This window comes from Peptoclostridium sp. (assembly GCF_009881055.1).
Lineage (GTDB): Bacteria > Bacillota > Clostridia > Peptostreptococcales > Peptostreptococcaceae > Peptoclostridium_A.
The window spans coordinates 52,657-76,498 of sequence record NZ_WXFG01000026.1 but is presented as its reverse complement, the minus strand read 5'-3'; the positions used below and the strand labels follow the sequence as shown (position 1 = coordinate 76,498).

Genomic DNA, 23,842 nt, shown 5'->3' with positions numbered 1-23,842 from the left:
GTAATGCTTTATCATTTGTCTGATTTGGTCTTTACTTAAAATTCCCATAGAAAAAGTGCGTACCTCCTTGAATGATAGTTTGATTATATCAATTCTAAGGAAGATACACACTTTATTTTACACACTCGACAAATAGTCAGCACCCTCTTGCTATATATCATAGCTCTGCAAATAAAACGGAGCTCGTGCCCAGACCGAATAATTCGTACTGGGCTTTTTTTTTTGCAAAAAAATATCTCAGGCTATCTTTTTTATTATGATAGCCTGAGTCAACAGTTATAAGCATGATTATTTGTTTCATATTCAGTTTTTATTTTCGAGCTTTCATCTAAACTTCTTATCCAACATTCCTCCTTTTTGATTCGGATGTTTCAGGATAGGAGTTTGTTACTTTGGTTTGACTTTCTGTAGACCTCTTGCATTGAGGTCCCTTACCTTTAGCATTCAGCCTGGTTTGCTATTCATCCCTATAACTATTGTTTTCATTATAGATATACCCGGCATATATACTTCAAAACATAAACTCAAAAATATTTATACTTTTGGTTTGAATCCTGCCTTGATTCAAAAAAAAATGCACTGCCAAATGCTGTTATAATTAATCCAACACTTGGAGTGCACTCTTTTAACTCAGATTTTCAATGCTCTTTTCTATCTCTTGTTTTCTATAGCCTTTATGGCCGCCTGAGCTATGTCATTTGCAGTCAAGCCGTATTTTATTACAAGCTCTTTAGGGTCTCCTGACTCGCCGAAAGTGTCTTTGACTCCGACTCTCTTTACAGGTACAGGATACTCCTCAACAAGCACTTCTGCTACCGCACTTCCAAGTCCGCCTATTATATTGTGCTCTTCTGCAGTCACAACCGCGCCCGTCTCTTTTGCCGCCTTTACAATAAGCTCCGAGTCTATTGGCTTTATTGATGACATGTTTATCACTCTGGCCTTTATGCCCTTTTCCTCTAGAATCTTCGCAGCCTCAAGGGCTTCGGCAACCATTATGCCGCATGCAATTATAGCCACGTCGTCACCTTCAGTAAGCTGAACACCTTTTCCAAGCACGAACTCGTAGTCATCCCCGAAAATAGTAGGAACTCCCGACCTTCCAAGCCTTGTGTATACAGGCCCGTTGTAGTCTGCTATAGAAAATATCACTTTTTCAGTCTCAACGCCGTCCGCAGGCACTATTACACTCATGTTAGGAAGAGATCTCATTATTGCTATGTCTTCAAGCGCCTGGTGAGACGCTCCGTCCTCACCCACAGTTATACCTGCATGTGTAGCGCATATCTTTACATTCAGCTTTGGATAGCATATTGAGTTTCTTATTATTTCAAAACCTCTGCCCGATGCAAAAACCGCAAATGTAGATGCGAACGGAATCTTGCCTGCAGCTGCAAGACCTGCAGACGCTCCCATAAGGTTCGCTTCGGCTATTCCCATGTTGAAGAATCTTTCAGGCAAAACTTCCTTGAAATCGGCTGTCTTTGTAGACTTGGACAGGTCGGCGTCAAGCACTACCACCTTGGAATTTTGCTGTCCCAGCTTGGCAAGAGCCTTGCCGTATGCGTCTCTAGTAGCTATTTTACTCATCGAATCTTCCTCCCAAATCTCTCAAAGCAGTCTCTCTTTCCTGAGCGTTTGGCGCCTTTCCATGCCAGCCCGCCTGATTTTCCATGAATGAAACGCCCTTGCCCTTTACAGTCTTGGCAACTATCATGGTCGGTCTTCCCGCCGCCGACTTGGCAGCATCAAGAGCTGTGAATATATGATCGAAGTCATGTCCGTCAATTTCAAGCACATTCCAGCCAAACGCCTTGAATTTTTCAGCTAGAGGATCGACTCCGAGTACTTCTTCGTTCTTGCCGTCTATTTGAAGCCCATTGTTGTCAAGGAACGCCACCAAGTTGTCCAGCTTGTAATGGGCAGCGCTCATTGCAGCCTCCCATACAAGGCCTTCCTGAACCTCTCCGTCTCCTAGAAGTGCGTACACTCTCCACGGCGAACCGTCAAGCTTGGATGCCATTGCCATTCCACATGCCGCAGAAAAACCCTGCCCCAGCGACCCTGTAGACATTTCTATTCCCGGCGTGCCTTTCATGTCAGGGTGTCCCTGGAGCATTGCCCCTGTCTTTCTTAGCTTCATAAGCTCGCCCTTGTCGAAATATTTTCTCTCGGCAAGCACGCTGTATATAACAGGAGCCGCATGTCCTTTTGAAAGCACAAATCTGTCTCTGTTTTCCTTCTTTGGATTTTCAGGATCTATGTTCATTTCATCGAAATACAAAGCAGTGACTATCTCAACCGCAGACAGAGAACCTCCCGGATGCCCCGAACCCGACTCGTGAAGCATCTCAATTATGTTTCTTCTGACATTAGCGGCTATGCTAGTCAGCTCTTTATGGTCCCTCATTTTAATAAAACCTCCCAAGCTAGTCTATTAATTTTCGCCTCTTTTGATGACCTCAACCACAAAAGCCGGCAGCGCCATCATCCTCTTATATCTCCAAGGCTCCTTAATGAGCCTGTACAGCCACTCCAACCCGAGCTTCTGATAAGCCATCGGGGCTCTTTGAACCTCACCCGCATACACATCAGCACTGCCGCCGACTCCCATAATTATGTTGGACTCCAGCCGGTCCCTGTATTTTGCAATCCAGAGCTCCTGCTTTGGGGCCCCCATGGCAATGAAGAGCACATCCGGCTTTGTAGCGTTTATCTTTTCAATTACCTCAGCCTCTTCAGGACTGTTTTCACAGCCTGTATGGTATCCTTTGAAATAACCGTGGTGTGTTCCGGCAAACCTTATATCTTTGAACTTCTGCGATATGTTCGCAGCAGCCTTTTCAGCCACTCCCGGCCTGCTGCCCATTATGAATACAGACTTTCCATTTTCACTGCAGTAGCCGAGTATCCTGTCCATAAGATCTATGCCTGTAACCCTCTCACTCAGCGGCTTTTTTACAATCTTTGACGCCAGGACAAGACCTATGCCGTCAGGCACAACAAGGTCCGCCGTCTCTATAAAGTTCCTCAGCTCGCTGCTTTTTTGCGCAAGCATTACTATTTCACTGTTGGGCGTGCATACCACACACTTTTTCTTCTGTTTCAGACAGTCCGCCACTCTCGAGATGGCGGAATCCATGTCAACCTTGTCTATTGGCACTCCCAGAATTTTCAGCCTTTTCAATGCTATCCCACCTTTGCCCGCTTGATTTAATTAGCCTTCCAAGAGCTACATTGTGGTTTTTTACCTCTGCAGAGAGCTCCCTTGCTTTGGAATCTATCAGCTCTTTTTCCATGTCGAAATTTAGAAGTATTTTTTCCGCTTCATTTATTATATCATTAAAATTTAAATTTAAAACATCAGTTGTGCTTTTTTTTCCTATTGATGCCATGAAGCTGTCGATCTTTGGATCGTAAGATATCCCCACCACAGGCACCCCCATGAGCACTGAAAATATGAGCCCGTGAAGCCTCATGCCTATGAACATGTCCAGATTTCCTATGAGCGAAAGGTAGTCCTCCACATAGAGGTACTCCTTAAGCACATATACCCTTTTTCTTGTCTCACTGTCAAGCTTCCTGTATACCATTTCCATTATCTCAAGGTCCGAGTAGAAGTGGAAGGGCAACAGCAAAATATCGCAGTCCTGCTCAGCTACCATACCTTTGCAAAGCTGGCTGAACTTTTCTGATATCTCGGCATTGTCCATCCAGGGCCTCATCGATATGCCGACAAGACGCCTTTCTTTTTTTATGCCGAGCTTTTCTATTACTGCAGCCCCTTTTTCCAGGCTGGGCCTGTTCATTCCAAATACCGCGTCTGCCGTGACAAGTATCTCGTTTTCTATGCCCATCTCCTGCAGCTCGCTCTTGGACTTTTCATCCCTGACATTTATAAAGTCTGCCTTGCTCAGGGCTTTCCTGAGGAATCTTCTATTCGACGGCCTGCCTACAGGCCCTATTCCCTGCGAATATATCATTACGCTCTTGCCCATTAGCTTAGCCACATAAATTATGGCGAGGTAGTAGAGTATAGACCTTTTCGAGGTCACATCCTGAAGCAGCGAGCCTCCACCGCTAATCAGTATATCGCACTTTTTTATCTCCCACAGCAGTCTGAATATGTTCATGCGCATGGCAGACTTGACGTCATGCTTTTGCGCCGTAAACCTCGGGTGCTGCGAAAGCACTACTATTTCACACTCGTCCTGCGCTCCTCTGATGCCTTCTATAAGTGCCTTTAGTATTGCCTCGTCTCCAGCGTTGTTGAAACCATAGTAGCCGCTGACAAGCACTCTAGGCATTCTCTTTTCTCCTTTGAACATAATCCCATACTCCCTTTAGTATTGCAACTGCCAAGGCTCCTACAAGTATCCCTATGCCCGTTTCATAAGCGGTCCTGTAGACAGACAGATATATTGGCGTTCTAAGATGCGAAAATGTGTTTACAATGTTGCCCTGACCTATTGAAACCGCAAGCGCCAGCAACGGCAGGCTCCAGCTGCAGCATTTCTTGTATGCCATGAATATGAGCAGCAATAGAGCAGGGTGTGCAAGCAGTATAGCCTTTGTTCTCGGCCTGGCCTGGAATATCATCTCAAGCATGTTTCTTCCCAGTATTTCAAGTGATGAAGGTTCTATGTTGGTTTCGTGACCCATCCTGGCTATATACACTATTGCGGCGGCACCTATGACTCCCAGTACAGCCATGTGTATTACTCTTATGTTTTCGCTCAGGAAAAGCTTTATCTCGCTCCAGTAAAGCCCCTTCTTGTCTTCGCTTCTCTCGTAGCCGAATATCGAGATGTACGCCAGGAACGTGATACCTATAGGACCCACCTGGGAAAGCTTGACTCCTCTGAAAAGGTCCATCTCAAGCAAATATTTCGAATGTGAAAGCAATGCATCCTCAGATATAGCTCCCGCAAGCGATATGAGAGAAATCGCTATTAGCATCAGCGAGCCCTCAAGCACTATGTCCTTGAGCCTCAAGTCTTCCCTCTTTTTAGCATCGCATATTTTTTTCACAACGTTTAGCAAGGCCACCATGGCCAGTGATGGGAATATAATGGATGCCATGAGTGCATACAGCTTGTCCATTGAATCAGTTGCAATATTAAGGGCGTAAGGTGCAGCTGTAAGTGCCGCCAGAGCATAAAACGCCATGCCGTATATCCTGCCTCTTACATTTATAAGATTCTCAAGCAGCACAAAGCCGGCGGCTACTATTCCAAGTGCGGAAAGCAGCTTGATGTATCTGCTAGGATCGTTGAGGCCCAGCGGCTTTACATCTGCTATTTTTAAACCGTGGCTTCCGAGCCTGTCTTCAAGCTCTTTGAATCTGTCGGCGTATATCGACATGTCAGTCACGTATCTTTCCTGGCTGTCAATGAACGGTCTGAAGAAGACAACCCTTATGTTCCTCTCCACTACGGCTCTGTATATGGAATTCATTACCTCCTGCCCGTTCCTGTGCAGAGGTATCTCATAGTCGTATCTTTTTTGGATGTAGTCCCAGACGTTGAATACTCTAGTGGCATGGTAGTCCATCTTCTGCACTAGCTGAGCAAGGCCGTCCTGCTCGATGTGCTCCCTTTGCACAGAGCTTTCAATCATGGCAGCAATTATGCCCCTGCTTTTAAGCTCCTTTGCCAGCACATCTGCATATTTAGCTCCACCCAGTATCTCTTCGCCTGAAAACATTATGTAGCCTGGCTTTATTCCGCTCTTGTCAAGAGCTTCAAAATACGCCGCAATGCTTTCTTCTCCTTCATACTGCGAAGTATAAACAGGTCTTGGAATCACTTCAAGCCCTGCAGCCTTTATGCGGTCTATGTCTCTTTTTAGGAAGCCCAAGCCTATGAATTCCCTCTTGGAGCCAACTCCTATTTTCTTCTTGCCTATATACTTGCCTTCACTGTCTTTAACTATGGTTTCATCGTATATATAGTCGGCTCTGCTTCCAAAAACTCTAAGAGTTTCCTCGTCTACAAGCTCGAAGCTGTCTTTGCCCAGCTTGTTTGCAAAGCCGCTTGCTATAAAATCAATCATCTGCTTGTCGGCCCTTACTACAAGGTCATATCCGTCAAGCTCCACATCAACCTTAAGCTCCTTGTCTTCCTCAAGCGAGCTTAGTGTGGCCTCGCTTACAGCAGCCGAAGAAGCGCCCAGTTTTTTGAATTCTTTCAAAAAATAGTCGATGTCGTGTTCCTTGGACTCCGCAGCCATGTTCATTATCGATTCGTAATCAAGCGTTATGTCCACATTCTTATAGTTTTTTTCTACTCCGATCCTGCCAGAGAGTAAAAACACTGATGCTAGCATGCCTATTACTAAAAATATAGCCAGATGTTTTCTTATTTTAATCATTAATTAATCACCCTCTCACCAAAACATAAATCAAACTATTTAATTATACAATAAAAACAGGGGTATTTATACCCCTGTTGCACACAAAATGCTATTTAACTTCGTATTTTCCCATTACCATGAATATGCAGTCCGTCTTGGCAAATACGCCTCTTCCGTCGCTCCTTGGGACCATAAGCAGATGGTTTGCAGGCGCTTCATAGCCCTTTCTAAGGTCTATCCCCTGCGTAAGGTCGGCTATTCCACCCTGCTTGCTGTCTATTATTGAACCGCTGCCGCCCCTTAGTATTATCTGGCTTCCGGCCTGAAGTATTATGCTCTGCCCTGATTCCACCTCAACTACTTCAATGGCTGTCTGCGCCGCCGAGCCCGTAGAGCTCCCCGCGCTTTGCGAACCATTTGATAGCTTTTCATCTATATACAGGCTCAGGTCTTCAATCTTCTTGTCTACATACGACTTTGTAACCAGCGGGTCATCACTTGTGCCCGGATCTCCAGAAGCCGCAGTGGCCACACATCCCATGGCCGCTACTATGCACGCTATTGTAAGCAGTAATTTGCCCTTTGAATCCTTGAACGCCATTGCACATCAGCTCCTATTTCTTTGCGTTTTTGTTTGTTTCTGTTTTTTCCTGTTGCGTTTTTTCTTCAGTTTGCAGCTCTTCTTCCTTGTATACGTTTTTCACTGAAAAAAGCGGATTCTTCATTGATTCCTTGAAGGCTGCAAACGATGCCTCTGATGAATCTATGTTGTAAAGCCAGCGTGTATCTATCTGGTTGAACCATACAGCGGCTTTTATGTTTGGCATGTTGGCAAAGCTCGAAAATCCGTTCCTTATCCATGACGCCTTGTCTCCTCCATCTTCATTGCACGAAAACTCAGTTATCATGAACGGCTTTTCACGATAGTGCTTCATGTAATCGTCGTACACAGGTTGATATATATCCCCAAACTCTCTCCAGACATCTCCCGTAAATGAGGTGCCGTTGTTGTAGCCTGTAAGCCCTACCCAGTCAACATGTTCATCTCCCGGATAATACATGTGCGGGCTGTTCCAGTCGAAATCTGGGTATGACCTATCGTGAGGATTCCACACAAACTGCGCGTTGTCGGCGCCCTCCTCATGGAATATCGTCTCTATCCTCTTCCATGCCTCGTTGTAAAGCTCTGTGTCCTTTCCAAAGTACCATGCACACCACGAGTCCCAATCTCCGTTCATCTCGTTTGCGAATCTGACAAACACAGGCTCTCCTATGCTTTTAATGTCTCTGGCCCAGCTTCTTATGTAGTCGTCGTAGTTGCCTTTTATTATCTCCGGTATGAGTATCGCGCTTTCATTTTCTATATTCTCATTCTGAGTCTTGTCTATGTACACCCATGGCTGCCATGTGAGCATCATTACCCTCTCGTCAGCGTAGACATCCTGGACCTCCTTGAGATTGACATTGTGTTCGAAATCCGAATAAGTCATAAGGAATTCGAACTTCTTGCCCACATTCTTCTCAAATGGAACCAGATTCGTTGTGTAATCCGCCCCATTGAGGTTGTGCGGATGCATTATGCCCCACATCATGCTGTCCTTGCCTATCTTGAGCCTTGTGCTGTTTCCTTTTATGTCAATATCCCTTTGCACATACGGCGCCCTCTGGTTTTTCACGCCCTTTTCAAACAGCCATGCCGACGAGGCCATATCTCTTGCCATCTGAGTGTAGTAGTCCAGATTGGCGCTGTCTGTCTTCACCCAGAAGGTCAGCACTCGATTAAACTGAGGGTAGACCGCATTTATCTCGAAATATACGTTCTTGTCGTTTTCAATATTGCTTATGGCATCCCTTTGATACAGGAATTCATATGCCTTTGCGCTGCTTGCCAGCGTTGTCGCACGCTCACTCAGCATAGTAAAGCCTCCGCGGCCCGCCCTTATCTGCTTGTTGCTGTAGTATATGTACGTCTGGGGCGACATACCCTTTATGTCCTGGCTGTATATGTATATCCTGCTGCCGTCAGGCCCCTCGAGCCTTGCGGCTACATCCTCGATTGAACCCTTTTCCTGCATCGAAATCGGTATTTTGCAGACAAAGCCCAGATTGTATGATACGAAATCCCTCTTTGCCATACCGTCTTCAGCATAAGCTGCCTCCAGCGGCAAACAGCCAAAAAGCAGGATTACTGACATGAATATAGTAGCTAACCTCTTCAACCCTATCCCTCCGGTTTTCATTTTTATTTTTCATATAAGATTATTATATCCTAAATTCTAGAATCCAGGAAGCAATCATGTGCATTTCAACGAAAAAGCCGAAGATATCATCGTAATTCAAAGGATGATATTTTCGGCTTTTTAAGCTAAATTTCCATAAGACCAAGGCTTATCTGAAGAGCTTCGTCAACCTTGAGCATTAGTTTTTCGTCGAAGCTTCCAATCTTTTCTCTTAGTCTTTTCTTGTCTATAGTCCTAATCTGTTCGAGCAGCACAACCGAATCCTTTACAAGGCCATATTCGTTGGCCTTTATCTCCACATGCGTAGGAAGCTTGGCCTTGTCTATCTTGGCTGTTATTGCGGCTACTATTACAGTCGGACTGTACTTGTTGCCTATGTCGTTTTGAACTATAAGCACAGGTCTTACTCCGCCCTGCTCAGACCCTATTACCGGGCTGAGGTCGGCATAGTATATGTCGCCTCTTTTTAAGTCTTTAATGCCTTCTTTTATATCAGCACTACTCACTCTTAGCCATCTTCCTTTCATAAGTCACTAAGGAAGACATGTCTCTGGCAAACCCCATCTCGGCAAGTGCAAGGTTGATGCTGGCCATTTCGCAATAGCCTGAAATCATTTCGCTTCTTATCTGGTCCCTTTGTCTTTGCTTCAGCAGGTACATCTTGGCGGCTTCTCTGAAAAATTCCGATATGTCCTTCATATCTGCTCTCATCGTTTTATTTATTTCTTCGACTAGATTACATGGCAAGTCCAGAGTAATTTTCTGCGTAGAATCAGACATCTCTACCGCCTCCTCATTCTGTGATACCAGACTATTTTACCAAATAATCAACGACTTGTAAAACTGTATTTTTTTCCATGTACACTCTTGGTATCCTTCTAGCGACCATACAGACAATCTCGTAGTTGATTGTTCCAAGAGCCTGGGCTAGTCTTTCGACTCTGGCATCGCTGTCTTCGCCGAATATAATTACCTCGTCGCCCACTTTGGTTTCAACTGCGTCCACGTTCAGCATTGACTGATCCATGCATATGTTGCCTACGACAGGAACTATTGTGCCATTGACCTTAACGCTGATTTTGCCGCTCAGCATCCTTGTAAATCCGTCTGCGTAGCCTATAGGCATTGTGGCAATCCTGGTTGTCTTGTCTGTAACGTATCTGAGGCCATAGCCTATGCCTCTGCCCGCTTCCAGATCCTTCACGTGCGACACTGACGCTTTGAACGTCATGACCGGTTTCAGCGCAAGCCTCTCCTTCATCACCTCATCAGAAGGATAAAGACCATAGAGTATTATGCCCGGTCTTACCATGTCCATGTGGTACTGAGGCATGTCCATAGTTCCGGCACTGTTGCACACGTGCTTTATCTGGATTTTTACGCCTCTTTTTTCAACCTCGCTGACTATCTTCATGTAGCCGCTGTACTGATACTCCGTGAACGTCTTGTCCTTTTCGTCGGCCTTTGCAAAGTGCGTGAATACCCCCACAAGTTCTATCCCGGACATTCCCGCTATCTTTTCAATTGCATCAACTGTGGCGTCCTCAACCTGGAATCCCAGTCTGGACATGCCAGTGTCAAGCTTGATATGTACTCTTGCATTTTTTCCGAGCCTGACTGCCTCTTTGCTGAGCTTTTCAGCCGCTTCCAGAGAATAGATTGTTATGTCGAGCTCGTTGGCTATGGCTTCTTCGTATACAACCTCTGGAACATATCCAAGGCAGAGTATAGGAGTCTTTATGCCCGCCTGTCTGAGCTCTATCGCCTCTCCTTCGCTTGCAACAGCAAGGTAGTCCGCCCCTTCTTCAATAAGTATTTTTGCAACCTGCACCGAGCCGTGGCCGTAGGCATTTGCCTTGACAACTGCACATACCTTTGTGCCTTCCTTTGTAAGACTTTTAATGTTTCTGAAATTCTCTCTCAAGTTCTCTACATTTATTTCTGCCCAAGGTCTGTTTTTGTACTTCATAACTATATATCCCCCTTAAAGTTAGTATGAAACAACATCTTGCAGCCAGATAAAATCGCTCGAACTCCGATTAATCCGCCAAAAATAATCATTTTGACAAAGTATTAACCTGCCTATAATAATATTCTAAATTTTCAGAACGCCGATTTCAATACTTATCTGAATTTTGGCGAGTTTTTTTGAAACTGCTCGCTCAAATAAAAAGCTTTAGAGCAGGAGATTGCGGCCCCAGCAAGGCCCCTTTTCCTACAACTAAAGCTTTTGCTTAGTTGAACATGGATTTTATTATGTCGTATCGGCATATTATGCCCTTGAGTTTTCCTTCACTGTCCACTACCGGGACTCTGTTGACGCCCTTTTCAATCATAAGGCTGGCAATAGTCTCCACATCGTCATCCTCGTGAACTTTCTCCACTTCGGCAGTCATTATGTCCTCAGCCTTGTAGGCTGTTATTTTCCTGATGTCCTCCTCGAATCTCTTGAAGCTCTCAAGATATATGACCCCCTGCAGCACCGTTATATATGAAGGAATGTGGACATTCTTTTCCTTGCGCACAAGGTCTGTTTCGGATATTATTCCCACGACGCGGCCGTCATCATCGACTACCGGAACACCCCCTATCCTGTTTTCCACCAGAATATGGGCTATGTCCTTTATTAGTGCATCTCGTTTTACGGATATTACATTGACAGTCATTATGTCCCTTGCTTTCATGCTAATCCCCCCTGTTAGTGGCAATCGCGTTTGCTACTGCATAGTGTTTCGAGTGGGATATCGAGATTTGAATGTCGCTTATGCCCTTTGCCCTGCATATGGCTCCAAGCCTTCCTCCCATAGTCGCAATGGGCTTTCCAAGGTCATCCCTAAGAATTTCAATCTCGACAAAAGAAATATCCCTTATGCCAGTCCCCAGCGCTTTTACAACAGCCTCTTTTGCAGCAAAATTGCCTGCCATAGTTGCCGGACTGAATTTTTTGCACTCGAAATAGTCCTTCTCCCTTGGAGTGAAAATTCTATCCATAAATCTTGGACTTTTGGATACTGCCGCCTTTATCCTTTCTATCTCCACTATATCTATTCCTATACCCACTACATCACTCATATATCTCACCTATTTCAAAAATTTACGATCCAGCCTTTCCATCTCCTTGCCTCCGAGCACGCTGTGCATAAAAAAATACACCGAATCCAGCCTGCTCCTCAACTCGTCCCTTTCTCCCCTTAACGCGTCTAGTTCCTTGCGCATATCGTCAATAGTTTCGCTTACTTTTTCAAGCCTTGTCTCATCACTTGTTATGCTCTCATATGCATGCTTAATCGTAAGCTTTAACAGATTCATATTCAGCTGTTCCCTTTCGAATCCAAAATTTTCAAGCGTTTCATATGAACTGTCTATGTAATCGTTTAAATTTTCTATCTCCTGCTTTGCCTTTTCAAGCTCAATCTCGGCAAGGTCATTCGAATTCTCGTTTAACTCCCTCGAGAGCAGGACTATTTTGGCCATGAGCTTAATCTTTTTGTCCTGTACTCCTTTGACTTGCTTTCTGAGATTTTTTTCCTCCCTGACAATGCTAAGGAGGCTCTCATAATCCTTCTGGAGCTCAGCGCTTTTGACTGAGGCGTAGAAGCGCTTCCAGGGCGCATAGTCGCACAGGAGAGGAATGTTGTTTCTCCTTAGTATGTCTTCTGCAATCTCTATTTCATTTTTCTTTTTTCCGATGATCATATCCGCACTCCCCAGACAATTAATTATACGCTGATAATATACGATAACTGCGAGCAAAGCCATATGTCCACGTTACTATATTAATCCAATTGATGAAGTCACCCTTCAGCTTGCATCAGTGTCATGCTTCTATAATAGCATATTTTTTGCATAAAAAAAAAGGACAGATAACTGTCCTTTTTGCACTGTGTTTAACAGCAGATAATCTATTTCTCGTTGTGCTCTGCCATCCTGATTCTGTTGAGGGCTCTTTTTAGCTTTAGCTCTGCAAAGAGTACGTAAGTCTCGTCCTTTGGACCCTTTCTCATTTCCTCTTCAGCATGATCCTTGGCTTTCTTAGCTCTGTCAAGGTCTATCTCGCCCGGCCACTCTGCAGCGTCAGTGAGTATAGTAACCTTCTCCTTGCCTATCTGTACGAAGCCTCCTGCTATAGTAGCCTCTTTGTAGTGACCGTCTTTTTTAATTTTCACTACGCCTATGTCAAGCGGGGCAACATAGTCAAGGTGTCCCTTTAGTATTCCAAGGTCGCCTTCCAATGTCCTCACTATAACCATGTCAGCTTCGCCTTCGTAGAATTTTCTATCGGGAGCCACTATCTCCAGTTGAAATACTGAAGCCATAATATTACGCCCCCTTCTTAGCTTTTTCCACTGCCTCTTCTATAGGTCCAACATAAAGGAATGCCGACTCCGGAAGGTCGTCATGCTTTCCTTCAATTATTTCTCTAAATCCTCTTATAGTCTCTTTCAGCGGTACATATTTTCCTGCCATGCCTGTGAACTGCTCCGCAACGTGGAATGGCTGTGAAAGGAATCTTTGTATCTTTCTTGCACGAGCAACTGTAAGCTTGTCCTCGTCTGAAAGCTCGTCCATACCAAGTATTGCTATGATGTCCTGAAGCTCCTTGTATCTTTGGAGAACTTCCTGAACAGCACGAGCCACTTCGTAGTGGTCGTTTCCAACTATCTTAGGGTCAAGTATTCTTGATGTAGAATCAAGCGGGTCAACCGCAGGGTATATACCAAGAGATGCTATGTCCCTCGAAAGAACTGTTGTAGCGTCAAGGTGGGCAAACGTAGTTGCCGGCGCCGGGTCAGTAAGGTCGTCCGCTGGAACGTATACTGCCTGAACAGAAGTTATAGAACCCTTCTTAGTAGAAGTTATTCTCTCCTGAAGCGCGCCCATCTCAGTGGCAAGTGTTGGCTGGTATCCAACCGCAGAAGGCATACGGCCAAGTAGAGCCGAAACCTCTGAACCTGCTTGAGTGAAACGGAATATATTGTCTACGAATAGAAGAACGTCTTGTCCCTCTTGATCTCTGAAGTATTCAGCCATTGTAAGTCCAGAAAGGGCAACCCTCATCCTCGCTCCTGGCGGCTCGTTCATCTGGCCGTAAACAAGAACTGTCTTGTCTATAACGCCAGACTCTATCATCTCGTTGTAAAGGTCGTTTCCTTCCCTTGTTCTCTCGCCAACGCCTGAGAATACAGATATACCACCGTGCTCCTTGGCTATGTTGTTTATAAGCTCCATTATAAGAACCGTCTTACCAACACCGGCTCCTCCGAAGAGACCTATCTTACCACCCTTTGAATAAGGTGCTATAAGGTCAACGACTTTTATACCAGTTTCAAGTATTTCTGTTGACGACTCCTGCTCTTCAAATGAAGGAGCAGCCCTGTGTATAGGCCATCTTTCGGCTTCTACCTGAGGCTTGTTGTCAACAGGCTCTCCAAGAACGTTGAATATTCTTCCCTGAGTAGCCTTTCCAACAGGAACCGCTATAGCCCTTCCTGTATCTAGAGCATCCATTCCTCTTACAAGTCCGTCTGTAGAACTCATAGCAATACATCTTACAGTATCATTGCCTGTGTGCTGAGCAACCTCAACAACAACCTTTTCTTCTCCATGCTGTATTTCAATAGCATTTAGAAGGTTTGGAAGGTTTTCTGGATCGAACTTTATGTCAAGTACAGGTCCGATTATCTGTACTACCTTACCCACATTATTTTGTGGCATTCTAAAATACCTCCTTAATTGAAAAATTCCACGCTCTTAGGAGTCTGCCCCTTATAGTGCATTGGCTCCTGCTACTATTTCCGAAAGCTCTTGTGTTATTGTAGCCTGTCTAGCTCTGTTGTAGAGCAGCTCAAGCTTGCCAATCATATCTTCAGCGTTGCCTGTTGCAGATTCCATGGCCATTCTTCTTGCGCCCTGCTCTGAAGCTCCAGATTCTACCATTCCCCCAAACACTATGCCCGAAAGGAATTTTGGCACTAGATATTCAAGCACTACGTCTTCAGATGGCTCATAAGTAACTAGTCCTTTGCCTTTTTCCGCTGCAGCCTCAGCTGTAGCCTCGAAAGAAAGCGGAAGAAGCTTAACTACCCTTGGCTCTTGCACAAGAGCTGACTGAAAATATGTGTAAACCAGATAGACTTCGTCTACCTCGCCTTTTGTGAACAGCTCGGAAATTTTTGCAGCTATATCCTGGCCGTGCGAATATTGCGGTCTTTCAGAAATTCCAGTATGTCTTGATACAACATCGTATCCTCTTTTAGAGAAAAATTCAGCTGATTTTCTTCCAACAGCAATGACTTTTTCCTTCTTGCCTTCCATGTGTGCAACAGCCGTCTTGAGCGAGTTGGAGTTGTATCCTCCGCAAAGACCTCTGTCTCCAGAGAGAACTATATAACACTTGTTTTTTACTTCTCTCTTTTCAAGGAATGGGCTGTTTATGCCTTTTGTATTTATTGCTATATCTTTTATTGTATCATACAGGGTTTCAAAGTATGGTCTTGACTGCACAACCGCCTCTTTGGCCCTTCTAAGCTTGGCCGAGGATACAAGCTCCATTGCTTTTGTAATCTGCTTTGTATTAGAGACGCTTTTTATACGTCTTTTTATATCCTTCATTCCAACGCCTGCCATATTTCACCCTCCATCAAATCAGGCGTAAGTCAGACATTACAAGTCAAACTGCCCAATTTAAAGTATTAAGCGTTAAAGGACTTTTTAAATTCTTCGATAGCTGCCTTTAACTTTTCTTCTGTTTCAGCATCCATATTTCCAGTAGAAGCTATAGTCTTTCCTACCTCAGGATAGCTGCTGTCCATGAACTTGAAGAATTCATCTTCAAATTCCCTTACAAGCTTGACATCTATGTCTCTTAGGTAGTTGTTAGTAACTGCGTATATAGCCATTATCTGCTTTTCAACCGATATAGGAGAGCTCTCGCCCTGCTTTAGGACTTCAACTATTCTCTCGCCCTGAGCAAGTCTTTCCTGAGTATCCTTGTCAAGGTCTGATCCGAACTGCGCGAACGCCTGAAGCTCTCTGTACTGAGCGTACATAAGCTTAAGTGAACCCGCAACCTTCTTCATCGCCTTTATCTGTGCGCTTCCTCCAACCCTTGATACTGATATACCAGGGTTAACCGCTGGTCTTATACCTGCGTTGAATAGCTCTGACTCAAGGAATATCTGTCCGTCAGTTATTGATATAACGTTTGTAGGTATATAAGCAGAAACGTCTCCTGCCTGAGTCTCTATTATTGGAAGAGCCGTGATTGAACCTGCTCCAAGCTCGTCATTCAGCTTAGCCGATCTTTCGAGAAGCCTTGAGTGAAGGTAGAATACGTCTCCAGGATAAGCCTCACGACCTGGTGGTCTTCTAAGCAAAAGTGACAATGCACGGTAAGCAACCGCGTGCTTAGAAAGGTCATCATATATTATAAGTACGTGCTTGCCCTGCTCCATGAACTCTTCAGCCATAGCGCAGCCCGCATAAGGAGCGATGTACTGAAGTGGCGCAAGCTCTGACGCTGTCGCTGCAACTACTATAGAGTAGTCAAGCGCGCCGTTTTTCTCAAGAGTGTCAACTATTTGAGCAACAGTTGATCTCTTTTGTCCAATCGCAACATATACACATATAACGCCAGTGTCTTTCTGGTTGATTATAGTGTCTATAGCTATTGTAGTCTTTCCAGTCTGTCTGTCGCCTATTATAAGCTCCCTTTGTCCTCTTCCTATTGGTATCATAGAGTCTATAGACTTTATACCAGTTTGAAGCGGCTCGTGAACAGACTTTCTTGTTATTATACCAGGTGCAACCCTTTCAATAGGTCTGAACTTGTCTGTCTTTATAGGTCCTTTTCCGTCTATAGCCTGTCCAAGCGAGTTAACTACTCTTCCAAGAAGCGCATCGCCAACTGGAACCTCAACTATTCTTGAAGTTCTCTTTACTACGTCGCCTTCTTTTATGTTCTCATCCGAACCAAGAAGAACGGCACCTACTATGTCTTCTTCAAGGTTTAGCGCCATACCGTAAACCTGTCCTGGAAATTCAATAAGCTCTCCCGACATGCACTTTTCAAGTCCATGAACTCCTGCTATACCATCTCCAACTGTTGTTACTGTACCGACGTCACTGAGTTCTATTTTTCCTTCGTATTTCTTGATCTGCTCTTTTATAATAGAACTGATCTCTTCAGGTCTAAGATTCATGAGATTTCACCAACCTCCTAATTTATGCTATTATTTGGTGTAATTCTTCCTCTAGTCTGTCTAGACGTCCTTTTACAGTACCATCTATCTCTTCATTTCCTATTCTTACTAGAATTCCACCCATAACACTTGGATTAATTTCATTCTTGATTTTGATATTTTTACCTGTAACCTTTGTAAGCTGAGCCTTTAGCGCTTCCAGCTTGTCAGCGTCTATTGGTACTGCTGATATAGCTACGGCATCTTCAATATTATTGTGCTCATTTACGAGCTTTACAAATTCTCTGTTTATTTCATCCAGAACACTTATTCTGTCCTTGTCTACAAGAATTTTTACAAAGTTAACTAATTCATCAGAAGCCTTGCCCTTGAAAATATTTTCAATAAGGCCTTTCTTTTCTTCTTTTGGCACCATAGGAGCCTTGAAAATACTGCCAAATTCCTTATTTTCGGCGAATGCAGCAGCTATTACTCCAAGCTCTTGTTCAAAAGAATCAAGCTTATTCTCTTCAAGTCCTACTTCGAAAAGGGCGCCAGCATATCTTCTAGCAACTAGTTCTGCCATTTAGCTTCCCCTACCTCTTGTATAAAGTCGTTTATAAGCTTCTCATGCTGAGTTTTGTCTATATCCTTTTGAATTATCTTGGAAGCGGCCATAACTGCCATTCCTGATATTTCATCCTTAAGCTCGTTAAGAACTTTTTGTCTGTCTCTTGCTATTTCAACCTGAGCTTTTTCAGACAGTCTTTTTGCCTCTTCATGCGCCTGCTTTATTATTTCTTCAGCATTGTTTTGCGCCTTTATGTTGGCATCCTTAACTATCTCTCTGGCTTCTTCCTTGGCTTCCTCAATCTTAAGCTCGTACTCTTTTCTCATCTGGTTTGCCTTTGCTGTAGCCTCTTCAGCTTCAGTAAACGCTCCAGATACCTCCTGCTTTCTATTCTCCATGAATGCTGTAACCGGTTTGAAAAGGAGCTTTCTCATTATGAGGAACATTATTAGTGTATTAACCCATTGAGCTATAAGTTCAAAGTCTATCCCTATAAAAGGCTTAAATCCTTCCATGCTCTTCCTCCTCTCGCAATAGTCCCTTTGCTATTATAATAAGGGCGTCGCCATCAACACCCTAGCCTCACATTGCCCTATACTGAAATTAAGGAGATGACCTGCATCTCCTAGTAGTTAAGCTATCAGGGAGCTTGATTAAAAGCTCCCGCCATTTCTAAAAATGTCTGCTGAGCTGCTAATGCGGTCTTTTCTTAAATTTCAGCAATATGTAGCATGATGAGGACTTGATTTTGAAATGGTTATTATAATAGGTTTACAAGTGGGTTTGCGAATAGAAGTATAAGTGCAACAACTAGACCGTAGATACCTGTTGACTCTGCAACGGCTGCTCCAAGAAGCATTGTTCTTATTACGTCTGCTTGTGCCTCTGGCTGTCTTCCAACTGCCTCTGCACCTTTACCAGCTGCGTATCCCTGTCCTATTCCAGGTCCAACACCCGCTATCATTGCAATACCTGCGCCTACTGCTGAACAAGCTAAAACTAGAGCCTTACCTGTTATTGGTTCCATTTTTAAATTTCCTCCCTTTTTTTTCATGCAAAATTTTAGATTAATGAATGATATTTTTTTATAATATGATTTTTATAAAAAACTCATACAAGTTGCAAACTATTGCAAAAGCACATCCTGCGCCTGCAGCTTACTCTGCTCCAGACACGAAAACCATTGTAAGCATTATAAATATGAATGCCTGAAGTACGCCTGCAAATAGATCGAAGTAGATGTGAAGCACACCTGGAAGACCTATCTGGAAAAGACCAAATGGCAATCCGAAAACTGCCGTACTCACCCAGTTCAAAACCTGGTAGAGAAGCGCCATTATAACTCCGCCACCTGCAATATTACCAAAGAGACGGAAGCTAAGCGATACCGGCGTAGCAAGCTCACCTACAATGTTGATAGGAAGAAGTGCTGGCAGCGGTTCCATGAATCCCTTGACATATCCGCCAATACCTTTTGACCTGAGTCCGTTTAGCTGTATCAATACAAATGTTGTTAAAGCAAACGAAAGTGTTGTTACCAAGTCTGCTGTAGGCGATCTGAGCCCTAAAAGTCCTAAAAGGTTTGATAGCATTATTACAGTAAATACGGTTGCTATGTATGGAGCGTAGTTAATGTACTTTTCTCCCATAGTCTGCTTTACCAAGCCATTGATGCCTCCAACAAAAGCCTCAACAACTATCTGAAACTTTCCTGGAACTCTTTCAAGCTTTCTCCCGCCAAAGTATGCAAATATGGTGAGCGCTATCATTACAAGCCATGTGTTTCTTACTGTTTCACTTATAGCCACATCCCCTATGTGAAACAGAATCTCTGGTCCGTTCATGTTCAACCTCCTTTCATAAGTTTTTTGAATTTTTTGTTTTTTTGATTTGGTTCTAAAGATATTTAGTTTTATTGTTCTTATATAAAAAATTGATTATAAGCATTTTATCAGAAACTATATTCACCATAAAAAAATCAAAACAATTCAAATCAAAACAAAATTCAAATCCATGAAAGTACTTACTCCATAATATCCTTGCCGCTTGTTCCCATTTGTATGACGGCAAGCTTTGCCGAAAGTAGACCTATTATTGTGCCTATCGTGTTAATGTAAGGCGCCTTTATGGAAACGAATACGACTGCCCCGATTATTAACATCCTTACAAGGTACCTGCTTGATGCATATATCTGTGCTTTTCCAGGGCTCATCTCAAGGGCCTTTGTAACCGATAAGGCAAGCAGCCTGAAATTCAGAACCGATATTGTGCTTCCAAACAGAAGTCCGAAGAGCAGTCCTTGTGAGAATTTGCCTAGTGCAAACGTTATCAGCACGGTTAAAAAATTTATTGCTATTACTCTTTTTATTACATTTTGCATTAGTTTGCCTGTGTAGTCTTCCAAGTCTTTGCACCTACTTATCATTCTTTTATTTAGAATATTTTCATCTCTTCATGCCTTCATTCCGATTCTTTTCCTGTAGGACTATCTTGTACAGATTTAAGAAAGAAGCCGCTATTCCTATCAGTATGAATATGAAGAGAAACCAAGGAGCGGTGCCCAGCTTTTTGTCAATCAGATTGCCCAGCCATACGCAAAACACAATAGGCACAGACATCATTATCCCAAGATGGGTAAAGAGCCTCAAGTTGCCTAGAGAGCCAACCCACTTTTTCCTTCTGCCTGCATCACCAAGCCATTTTTTTCTTGCGCTGCCTTTCATAAATATTCTCCATTATGTATGCTCATATATGTATACTTTTTACATCCAGGGTGTGAGCACTAAGTTTATATTTTAACCATGTCGCTTCATTATCGCAAAGCGAATTCCTTTTATATTATACAATGAATTTTGTATTTTTTCAAAACCCAAAATATATTTTTTTGTATAGCGATAATACATATAGAATTTTACCATAAAATGCGCATTGTTTCATCATTTTTTTTGCATCTTTATGATGTATACAATACTGCATATAAAAAATCCTGCATGGGGTTTTTTGAAGTAAAAGCTTCATGCAGGATTCATAATTCTAATTGTAGAAAAACTCAATGAGTTTTTTGTTTATTTTTTCACATGCGGTGCCATCCCCATAAGGGTTGACCGCCTTTGCCATTTTCAGATACTCAGCCTCGTCTTCTATAAGCAGCGCTGCCGCATTATAGACGTCCTCTTCAAGCACGCCCGCTATTTTGACAGTGCCTGCCTCAACAGCCTCAGGCCTTTCCGTCTCAGTCCTCATCACAACAACTGGCTTGCCCAGTGCAGGAGCTTCTTCCTGTATCCCTCCTGAATCGGTCATGACAATATGGCATTTGTCTATTAGATTTGCAAACGGCTCGTAGTCAAGCGGCTCTATTATATGTATCCTCTCGCTGCCTGAAAGTATTTCTGAAGCCATTTTCCTTATGTTTGGATTCATATGTATAGGGAATACAACCTCCACGTCTTTATGGCCGTCTACGAGCCTTCTGACAGCTCTGAATATGTTAGCCATCGGTTCGCCCCAGTTTTCTCTCCTGTGGCATGTGAGCAGTACTACCTTCTTGTTTTCAAAGTCTACAGCATCTAGATTCTCTCCAAAACTGTAGTCCTTTTTTATAACAGACATAAGCGCATCTATGACAGTGTTGCCTGTGACTGCTATCTTGTAGTCTGCTATGTTTTCCTTGAGCAGGTTTTCCCTGTTGCCCTGAGTCGGGGCAAAGTAAAGCTCTGATATTGAAGTTGTAAGCATCCTGTTCATCTCCTCAGGATAAGGAGAATACTTGTTTCCGCTTCGCAGCCCCGCCTCTACGTGCCCAACAGGCACTTTCTGGTAGAACGCTGCCAGAGCAGACGCAAATGTAGTTGTTGTATCGCCGTGCACAAGCAGCATGTCGGGTTTTTCTGCCTTGAGAACTTCCTCCATGCCCTTTATCACTCTCGAGGTTATATCTGTAATAGTCTGTCCGTGCTGCATTATGTCAAGGTCATAGTCCGGCTCTATCGCAAACAGCTCAAGTACCATATCCAGCATCTGCCTGTGCTGGGCAGTCACGCACACCTTCACTTCGAATTCATCGCTTTTTTGAAGCAGCTTCACAAGCGGAGCCATCTTTATAGCTTCAGGCCTTGTTCCAAATACAGTCATTATCTTTTTCTTCATATTATGCTACCACCTATTCTAATTCATCATCCAGGGACAAAAGCCTGAGCTTTATCATGCCGTAATATATTGCCATCATAACCACAGAAAGCACTCCAACGGCCTCCATGGTGCTAACCTCGCATATTGCAACCGCGCTTACACCCAGCATTATGCTAATGCCGTAGAGTGCGAGCACTGTCTGCTTTTGTGAAAGTCCCTTGCTCAGGAGCCTGTGGTGCAAGTGTCCCTTGTCAGCCTCGACTATAGACTTCCCGTTTGCCGCACGTCTTATTATTGCAAAAGTAGTGTCAAATATAGGGAATCCCATCGCAAGTATGGGTATAGCAACAGCAAGCGCCGTGGCCGATTTCATAACGCCCTCTATGGATATAACCGCAAGTATGAAGCCCAGAAACAGCGACCCCGTATCTCCCATGAACACCTTTGCGGGATTGAAGTTATACGGCAAAAATCCGAGCGCCCCTCCTGCAAGTGCAACAAGAAGCACAACCTCTGTAGACTGGTTGTTTATTACCGCCACAAGCGTAAGTGCAAGAGCCGCTATTGCAGACACTCCTGCAGCCAGTCCGTCCAAGCCGTCTATCAGGTTTATTGTGTTTGTCGCTCCCACTATCCAAAGGAGAGTAAGAGGTATTCCGAACATTCCAAGGTACATCATACCGTCCACCTTGTCGAACGGATTTGTCAGCCATTCTATCCTTACGCCAAAGTACATAACAACAAAAGCCGCAAGTATCTGAGCCGAGAACTTGACCTTTGGGCTGACCGGCTTTATATCATCTATTATTCCTATTCCGACTATTATAAACGAACCTGCTATTATTGACATATGTAGCGGACTCATATCTACGAACATGAATGAGGCGACTATGAATCCCACAAATATTCCTATTCCGCCAAGCCTTGGCACGGGCTTCTTATGTACTCTCCTGTCGTCCTTTGGCACGTCTATAGCTCCAACCTTGTGAGCCAGCCGTATTACATAAGGAGTCAAAAGATACGACACTGCAAATGCCACTCCGAACGAGAGGAACACGTTCATGATGCTCTTTAATTCCATACTAACCCCTCCATTAATCAACCTGAATGATTTCCACTCCAGCTTCCCTGAGTATGTCAAGCGACATGCCGTCAGGGTAGCTGCCTTCGAACACAACCCGCTTTATGCCCGCGTTTATTATCATCTTTGAACACAGCACGCATGGCATGGTGGTGCAGTATACAGTGGCATCCTTTATGCTTATGCCGCTGTATGCGGCTTGCACTATGGCATTCTGCTCCGCATGGGTGGCCCTGCACAGCTCGTGCCTTTCACCCGAAGGAATCCCGAGCTTTTCCCTTTGGCAGCCTATGTCTATGCAATGCAAAAGGCCCCTAGGAGCCCCATTGTATCCCGTTGAAAGTATTTGTCGTTCCTTTACTATTACAGCACCCACCTGCCTCCTAAGACATGTGGAGCGTTTCTTTACTACATGTGCAATCTCCATGAAGTACTCATCCCAAGAAGGCCTGCTCAAAAGTATATTCCTCCCGCATAGTTGGACTCCGTCCAAGCATAAATGTTCCTTATAAAATAAACAATTTCTTAAAAATGCATCTTATTTTTAATTTTATACCCTTTTCTCAGAATTTACAAGTCAATATGTTAAGTTGTACCCTTACTGTAATATTGCGCAAACAAAAAACGGCAGTAAAACTGCCGCCTTAGCATTGCTATTTTGTTCCGAAAAGCCTGTCTCCAGCATCTCCAAGACCAGGGAGTATGTAGCCATGATCATTTAGCCTCTCGTCTATTGAAGCCACATATATATCCACGTCCGGATGAGCTTCCTGAACCGTTTTTATACCTTCAGGAGAAGCAATAATATTGACAAGCTTTATGTCATTTGCCCCTCTCTCCTTGAGGAACGTTATTGCTGCAGCTGCAGATCCTCCTGTAGCAAGCATCGGATCAACTACTATAAGCTTCCTCTCACTTACATCAGAAGGCAGCTTGCAGTAGTATTCCACTGGCTTCAATGTTTCCGGATCCCTGTAAAGGCCTATGTGCCCTACTTTGGCCGCAGGCATCAGCTCAAGCATTGCATCTACCATTCCAAGCCCGGCCCTCAGTATCGGGATTATGCCCAGCTTCTTGCCTGCAATAACCTTGCTCTTTGTCTTCACAAGCGGAGTTTCTATTTCAACCTCTTCCAGCGGAAGATCGCTCGTAACCTCATATCCAAGAAGCAGCGATACTTCCTTTACAAGCAGCCTAAAATCCTTCGAGCCTGTATTCTTATCCCTTATAAGTGTAAGTTTATGCTGTATAAGCGGGTGTTGCACTTCTATAACCTTAGACATGT

27 protein-coding genes are annotated in these 23,842 nt (G+C 43.9%); all 27 read right to left on the bottom strand.

The features are described 5' to 3' along the window. Window positions 1-651 precede the first annotated feature (651 nt). The 27 genes from GT589_RS07275 to upp all read right to left on the bottom strand — a co-directional run bounded on the left by GT589_RS07275 (window position 652) and on the right by upp (window position 23,840). Entirely contained in the window at window positions 652-1,590 is a 939-nt protein-coding gene (locus GT589_RS07275; protein WP_293398028.1) for a transketolase family protein, read from the bottom strand. After that, window positions 1,583-2,410, bottom strand: coding sequence for a transketolase (locus GT589_RS07270; RefSeq protein WP_293398027.1), 828 nt, complete (start codon window positions 2,408-2,410; stop codon window positions 1,583-1,585). The genes GT589_RS07275 and GT589_RS07270 overlap by 8 nt, the downstream gene beginning before the upstream one ends. Before the next feature lie 27 nt (window positions 2,411-2,437). Then, window positions 2,438-3,187: a WecB/TagA/CpsF family glycosyltransferase gene (locus tag GT589_RS07265; RefSeq protein WP_293398026.1), complete on the bottom strand. Its 750-nt coding sequence runs from the start codon at window positions 3,185-3,187 to the stop codon at window positions 2,438-2,440. Beyond that, window positions 3,144-4,328, bottom strand: coding sequence for a polysaccharide pyruvyl transferase CsaB (gene csaB, locus GT589_RS07260; protein WP_293398025.1), 1,185 nt, complete (start codon window positions 4,326-4,328; stop codon window positions 3,144-3,146). The genes GT589_RS07265 and csaB overlap by 44 nt, the downstream gene beginning before the upstream one ends. Continuing rightward, window positions 4,300-6,372, bottom strand: a complete 2,073-nt coding sequence (locus tag GT589_RS07255) for a DUF5693 family protein (protein ID WP_293398024.1) — start codon at window positions 6,370-6,372, stop codon at window positions 4,300-4,302. Before GT589_RS07255 ends, csaB begins: the two co-directional genes overlap by 29 nt. Window positions 6,373-6,463: 91 nt before the next feature. Then, window positions 6,464-6,955, bottom strand: coding sequence for a hypothetical protein (locus GT589_RS07250; RefSeq protein ID WP_293398023.1), 492 nt, complete (start codon window positions 6,953-6,955; stop codon window positions 6,464-6,466). Between the two features lie 13 nt (window positions 6,956-6,968). Then, window positions 6,969-8,573 carry a glycoside hydrolase family 26 protein gene (locus tag GT589_RS07245; RefSeq protein WP_293398022.1) on the bottom strand — a complete coding sequence of 535 codons (1,605 nt, stop codon included), beginning with the start codon at window positions 8,571-8,573 and terminating at the stop codon, window positions 6,969-6,971. A gap of 146 nt (window positions 8,574-8,719) precedes the next feature. Continuing rightward, the gene (locus tag GT589_RS07240; protein ID WP_293398021.1) at window positions 8,720-9,121 is read right to left on the bottom strand and encodes a type II toxin-antitoxin system PemK/MazF family toxin; all 402 of its coding nucleotides are present in this window, start codon (window positions 9,119-9,121) and stop codon (window positions 8,720-8,722) included. Further along, entirely contained in the window at window positions 9,093-9,374 is a 282-nt protein-coding gene (locus tag GT589_RS07235; RefSeq protein ID WP_293398020.1) for a CopG family transcriptional regulator, read from the bottom strand. Before GT589_RS07235 ends, GT589_RS07240 begins: the two co-directional genes overlap by 29 nt. A gap of 31 nt (window positions 9,375-9,405) precedes the next feature. Then, complete coding sequence (gene alr, locus GT589_RS07230) at window positions 9,406-10,563, bottom strand: alanine racemase (RefSeq protein WP_293398019.1); 1,158 nt, start codon at window positions 10,561-10,563, stop codon at window positions 9,406-9,408. A gap of 265 nt (window positions 10,564-10,828) precedes the next feature. Next, the gene (locus tag GT589_RS07225; protein ID WP_293398018.1) at window positions 10,829-11,278 is read right to left on the bottom strand and encodes a CBS domain-containing protein; all 450 of its coding nucleotides are present in this window, start codon (window positions 11,276-11,278) and stop codon (window positions 10,829-10,831) included. A gap of 1 nt (window position 11,279) precedes the next feature. Continuing rightward, window positions 11,280-11,666, bottom strand: a complete 387-nt coding sequence (acpS, locus tag GT589_RS07220) for a holo-ACP synthase (RefSeq protein ID WP_293398017.1) — start codon at window positions 11,664-11,666, stop codon at window positions 11,280-11,282. A gap of 9 nt (window positions 11,667-11,675) precedes the next feature. Further along, complete coding sequence (locus tag GT589_RS07215) at window positions 11,676-12,290, bottom strand: hypothetical protein (RefSeq protein ID WP_293398016.1); 615 nt, start codon at window positions 12,288-12,290, stop codon at window positions 11,676-11,678. A 206-nt stretch (window positions 12,291-12,496) separates the two neighbouring features. After that, entirely contained in the window at window positions 12,497-12,910 is a 414-nt protein-coding gene (locus tag GT589_RS07210) for a F0F1 ATP synthase subunit epsilon (protein WP_293398015.1), read from the bottom strand. A gap of 4 nt (window positions 12,911-12,914) precedes the next feature. Continuing rightward, entirely contained in the window at window positions 12,915-14,309 is a 1,395-nt protein-coding gene (atpD, locus tag GT589_RS07205) for a F0F1 ATP synthase subunit beta (protein ID WP_293398014.1), read from the bottom strand. Window positions 14,310-14,360: 51 nt separating this feature from the next. After that, a complete protein-coding gene (gene atpG / locus GT589_RS07200) occupies window positions 14,361-15,221 on the bottom strand; it encodes an ATP synthase F1 subunit gamma (protein WP_293398013.1) in 861 nt (286 codons plus the stop codon). Between the two features lie 65 nt (window positions 15,222-15,286). Continuing rightward, entirely contained in the window at window positions 15,287-16,795 is a 1,509-nt protein-coding gene (atpA, locus tag GT589_RS07195) for a F0F1 ATP synthase subunit alpha (RefSeq protein WP_293398012.1), read from the bottom strand. A gap of 22 nt (window positions 16,796-16,817) precedes the next feature. Continuing rightward, on the bottom strand, window positions 16,818-17,360 hold the full coding sequence (locus tag GT589_RS07190) for a F0F1 ATP synthase subunit delta (RefSeq protein ID WP_293398011.1): 543 nt from the start codon (window positions 17,358-17,360) through the stop codon (window positions 16,818-16,820). Continuing rightward, the gene (gene atpF / locus GT589_RS07185; protein WP_293398010.1) at window positions 17,348-17,860 is read right to left on the bottom strand and encodes a F0F1 ATP synthase subunit B; all 513 of its coding nucleotides are present in this window, start codon (window positions 17,858-17,860) and stop codon (window positions 17,348-17,350) included. The genes GT589_RS07190 and atpF overlap by 13 nt, the downstream gene beginning before the upstream one ends. 245 nt (window positions 17,861-18,105) lie before the next feature. Further along, the gene (gene atpE / locus GT589_RS07180) at window positions 18,106-18,372 is read right to left on the bottom strand and encodes an ATP synthase F0 subunit C (RefSeq protein WP_293398009.1); all 267 of its coding nucleotides are present in this window, start codon (window positions 18,370-18,372) and stop codon (window positions 18,106-18,108) included. Window positions 18,373-18,502: 130 nt separating this feature from the next. Then, complete coding sequence (gene atpB / locus GT589_RS07175; protein WP_293398008.1) at window positions 18,503-19,189, bottom strand: F0F1 ATP synthase subunit A; 687 nt, start codon at window positions 19,187-19,189, stop codon at window positions 18,503-18,505. A 179-nt stretch (window positions 19,190-19,368) separates the two neighbouring features. Next, window positions 19,369-19,770, bottom strand: a complete 402-nt coding sequence (locus GT589_RS07170) for an ATP synthase subunit I (protein ID WP_293398007.1) — start codon at window positions 19,768-19,770, stop codon at window positions 19,369-19,371. Window positions 19,771-19,789: 19 nt separating this feature from the next. Beyond that, a complete protein-coding gene (locus GT589_RS07165) occupies window positions 19,790-20,068 on the bottom strand; it encodes an AtpZ/AtpI family protein (protein ID WP_293398006.1) in 279 nt (92 codons plus the stop codon). Window positions 20,069-20,378: 310 nt separating this feature from the next. Continuing rightward, on the bottom strand, window positions 20,379-21,494 hold the full coding sequence (wecB, locus tag GT589_RS07160) for a non-hydrolyzing UDP-N-acetylglucosamine 2-epimerase (protein ID WP_293398005.1): 1,116 nt from the start codon (window positions 21,492-21,494) through the stop codon (window positions 20,379-20,381). A gap of 13 nt (window positions 21,495-21,507) precedes the next feature. Next, the gene (locus GT589_RS07155; RefSeq protein WP_293398004.1) at window positions 21,508-22,557 is read right to left on the bottom strand and encodes a glycosyltransferase family 4 protein; all 1,050 of its coding nucleotides are present in this window, start codon (window positions 22,555-22,557) and stop codon (window positions 21,508-21,510) included. A 13-nt stretch (window positions 22,558-22,570) separates the two neighbouring features. Beyond that, window positions 22,571-23,014, bottom strand: coding sequence for a deoxycytidylate deaminase (locus tag GT589_RS07150; RefSeq protein WP_330582884.1), 444 nt, complete (start codon window positions 23,012-23,014; stop codon window positions 22,571-22,573). Between the two features lie 196 nt (window positions 23,015-23,210). Continuing rightward, complete coding sequence (gene upp, locus GT589_RS07145; RefSeq protein ID WP_293398003.1) at window positions 23,211-23,840, bottom strand: uracil phosphoribosyltransferase; 630 nt, start codon at window positions 23,838-23,840, stop codon at window positions 23,211-23,213. Between the last annotated feature and the right edge of the window lie 2 nt (window positions 23,841-23,842).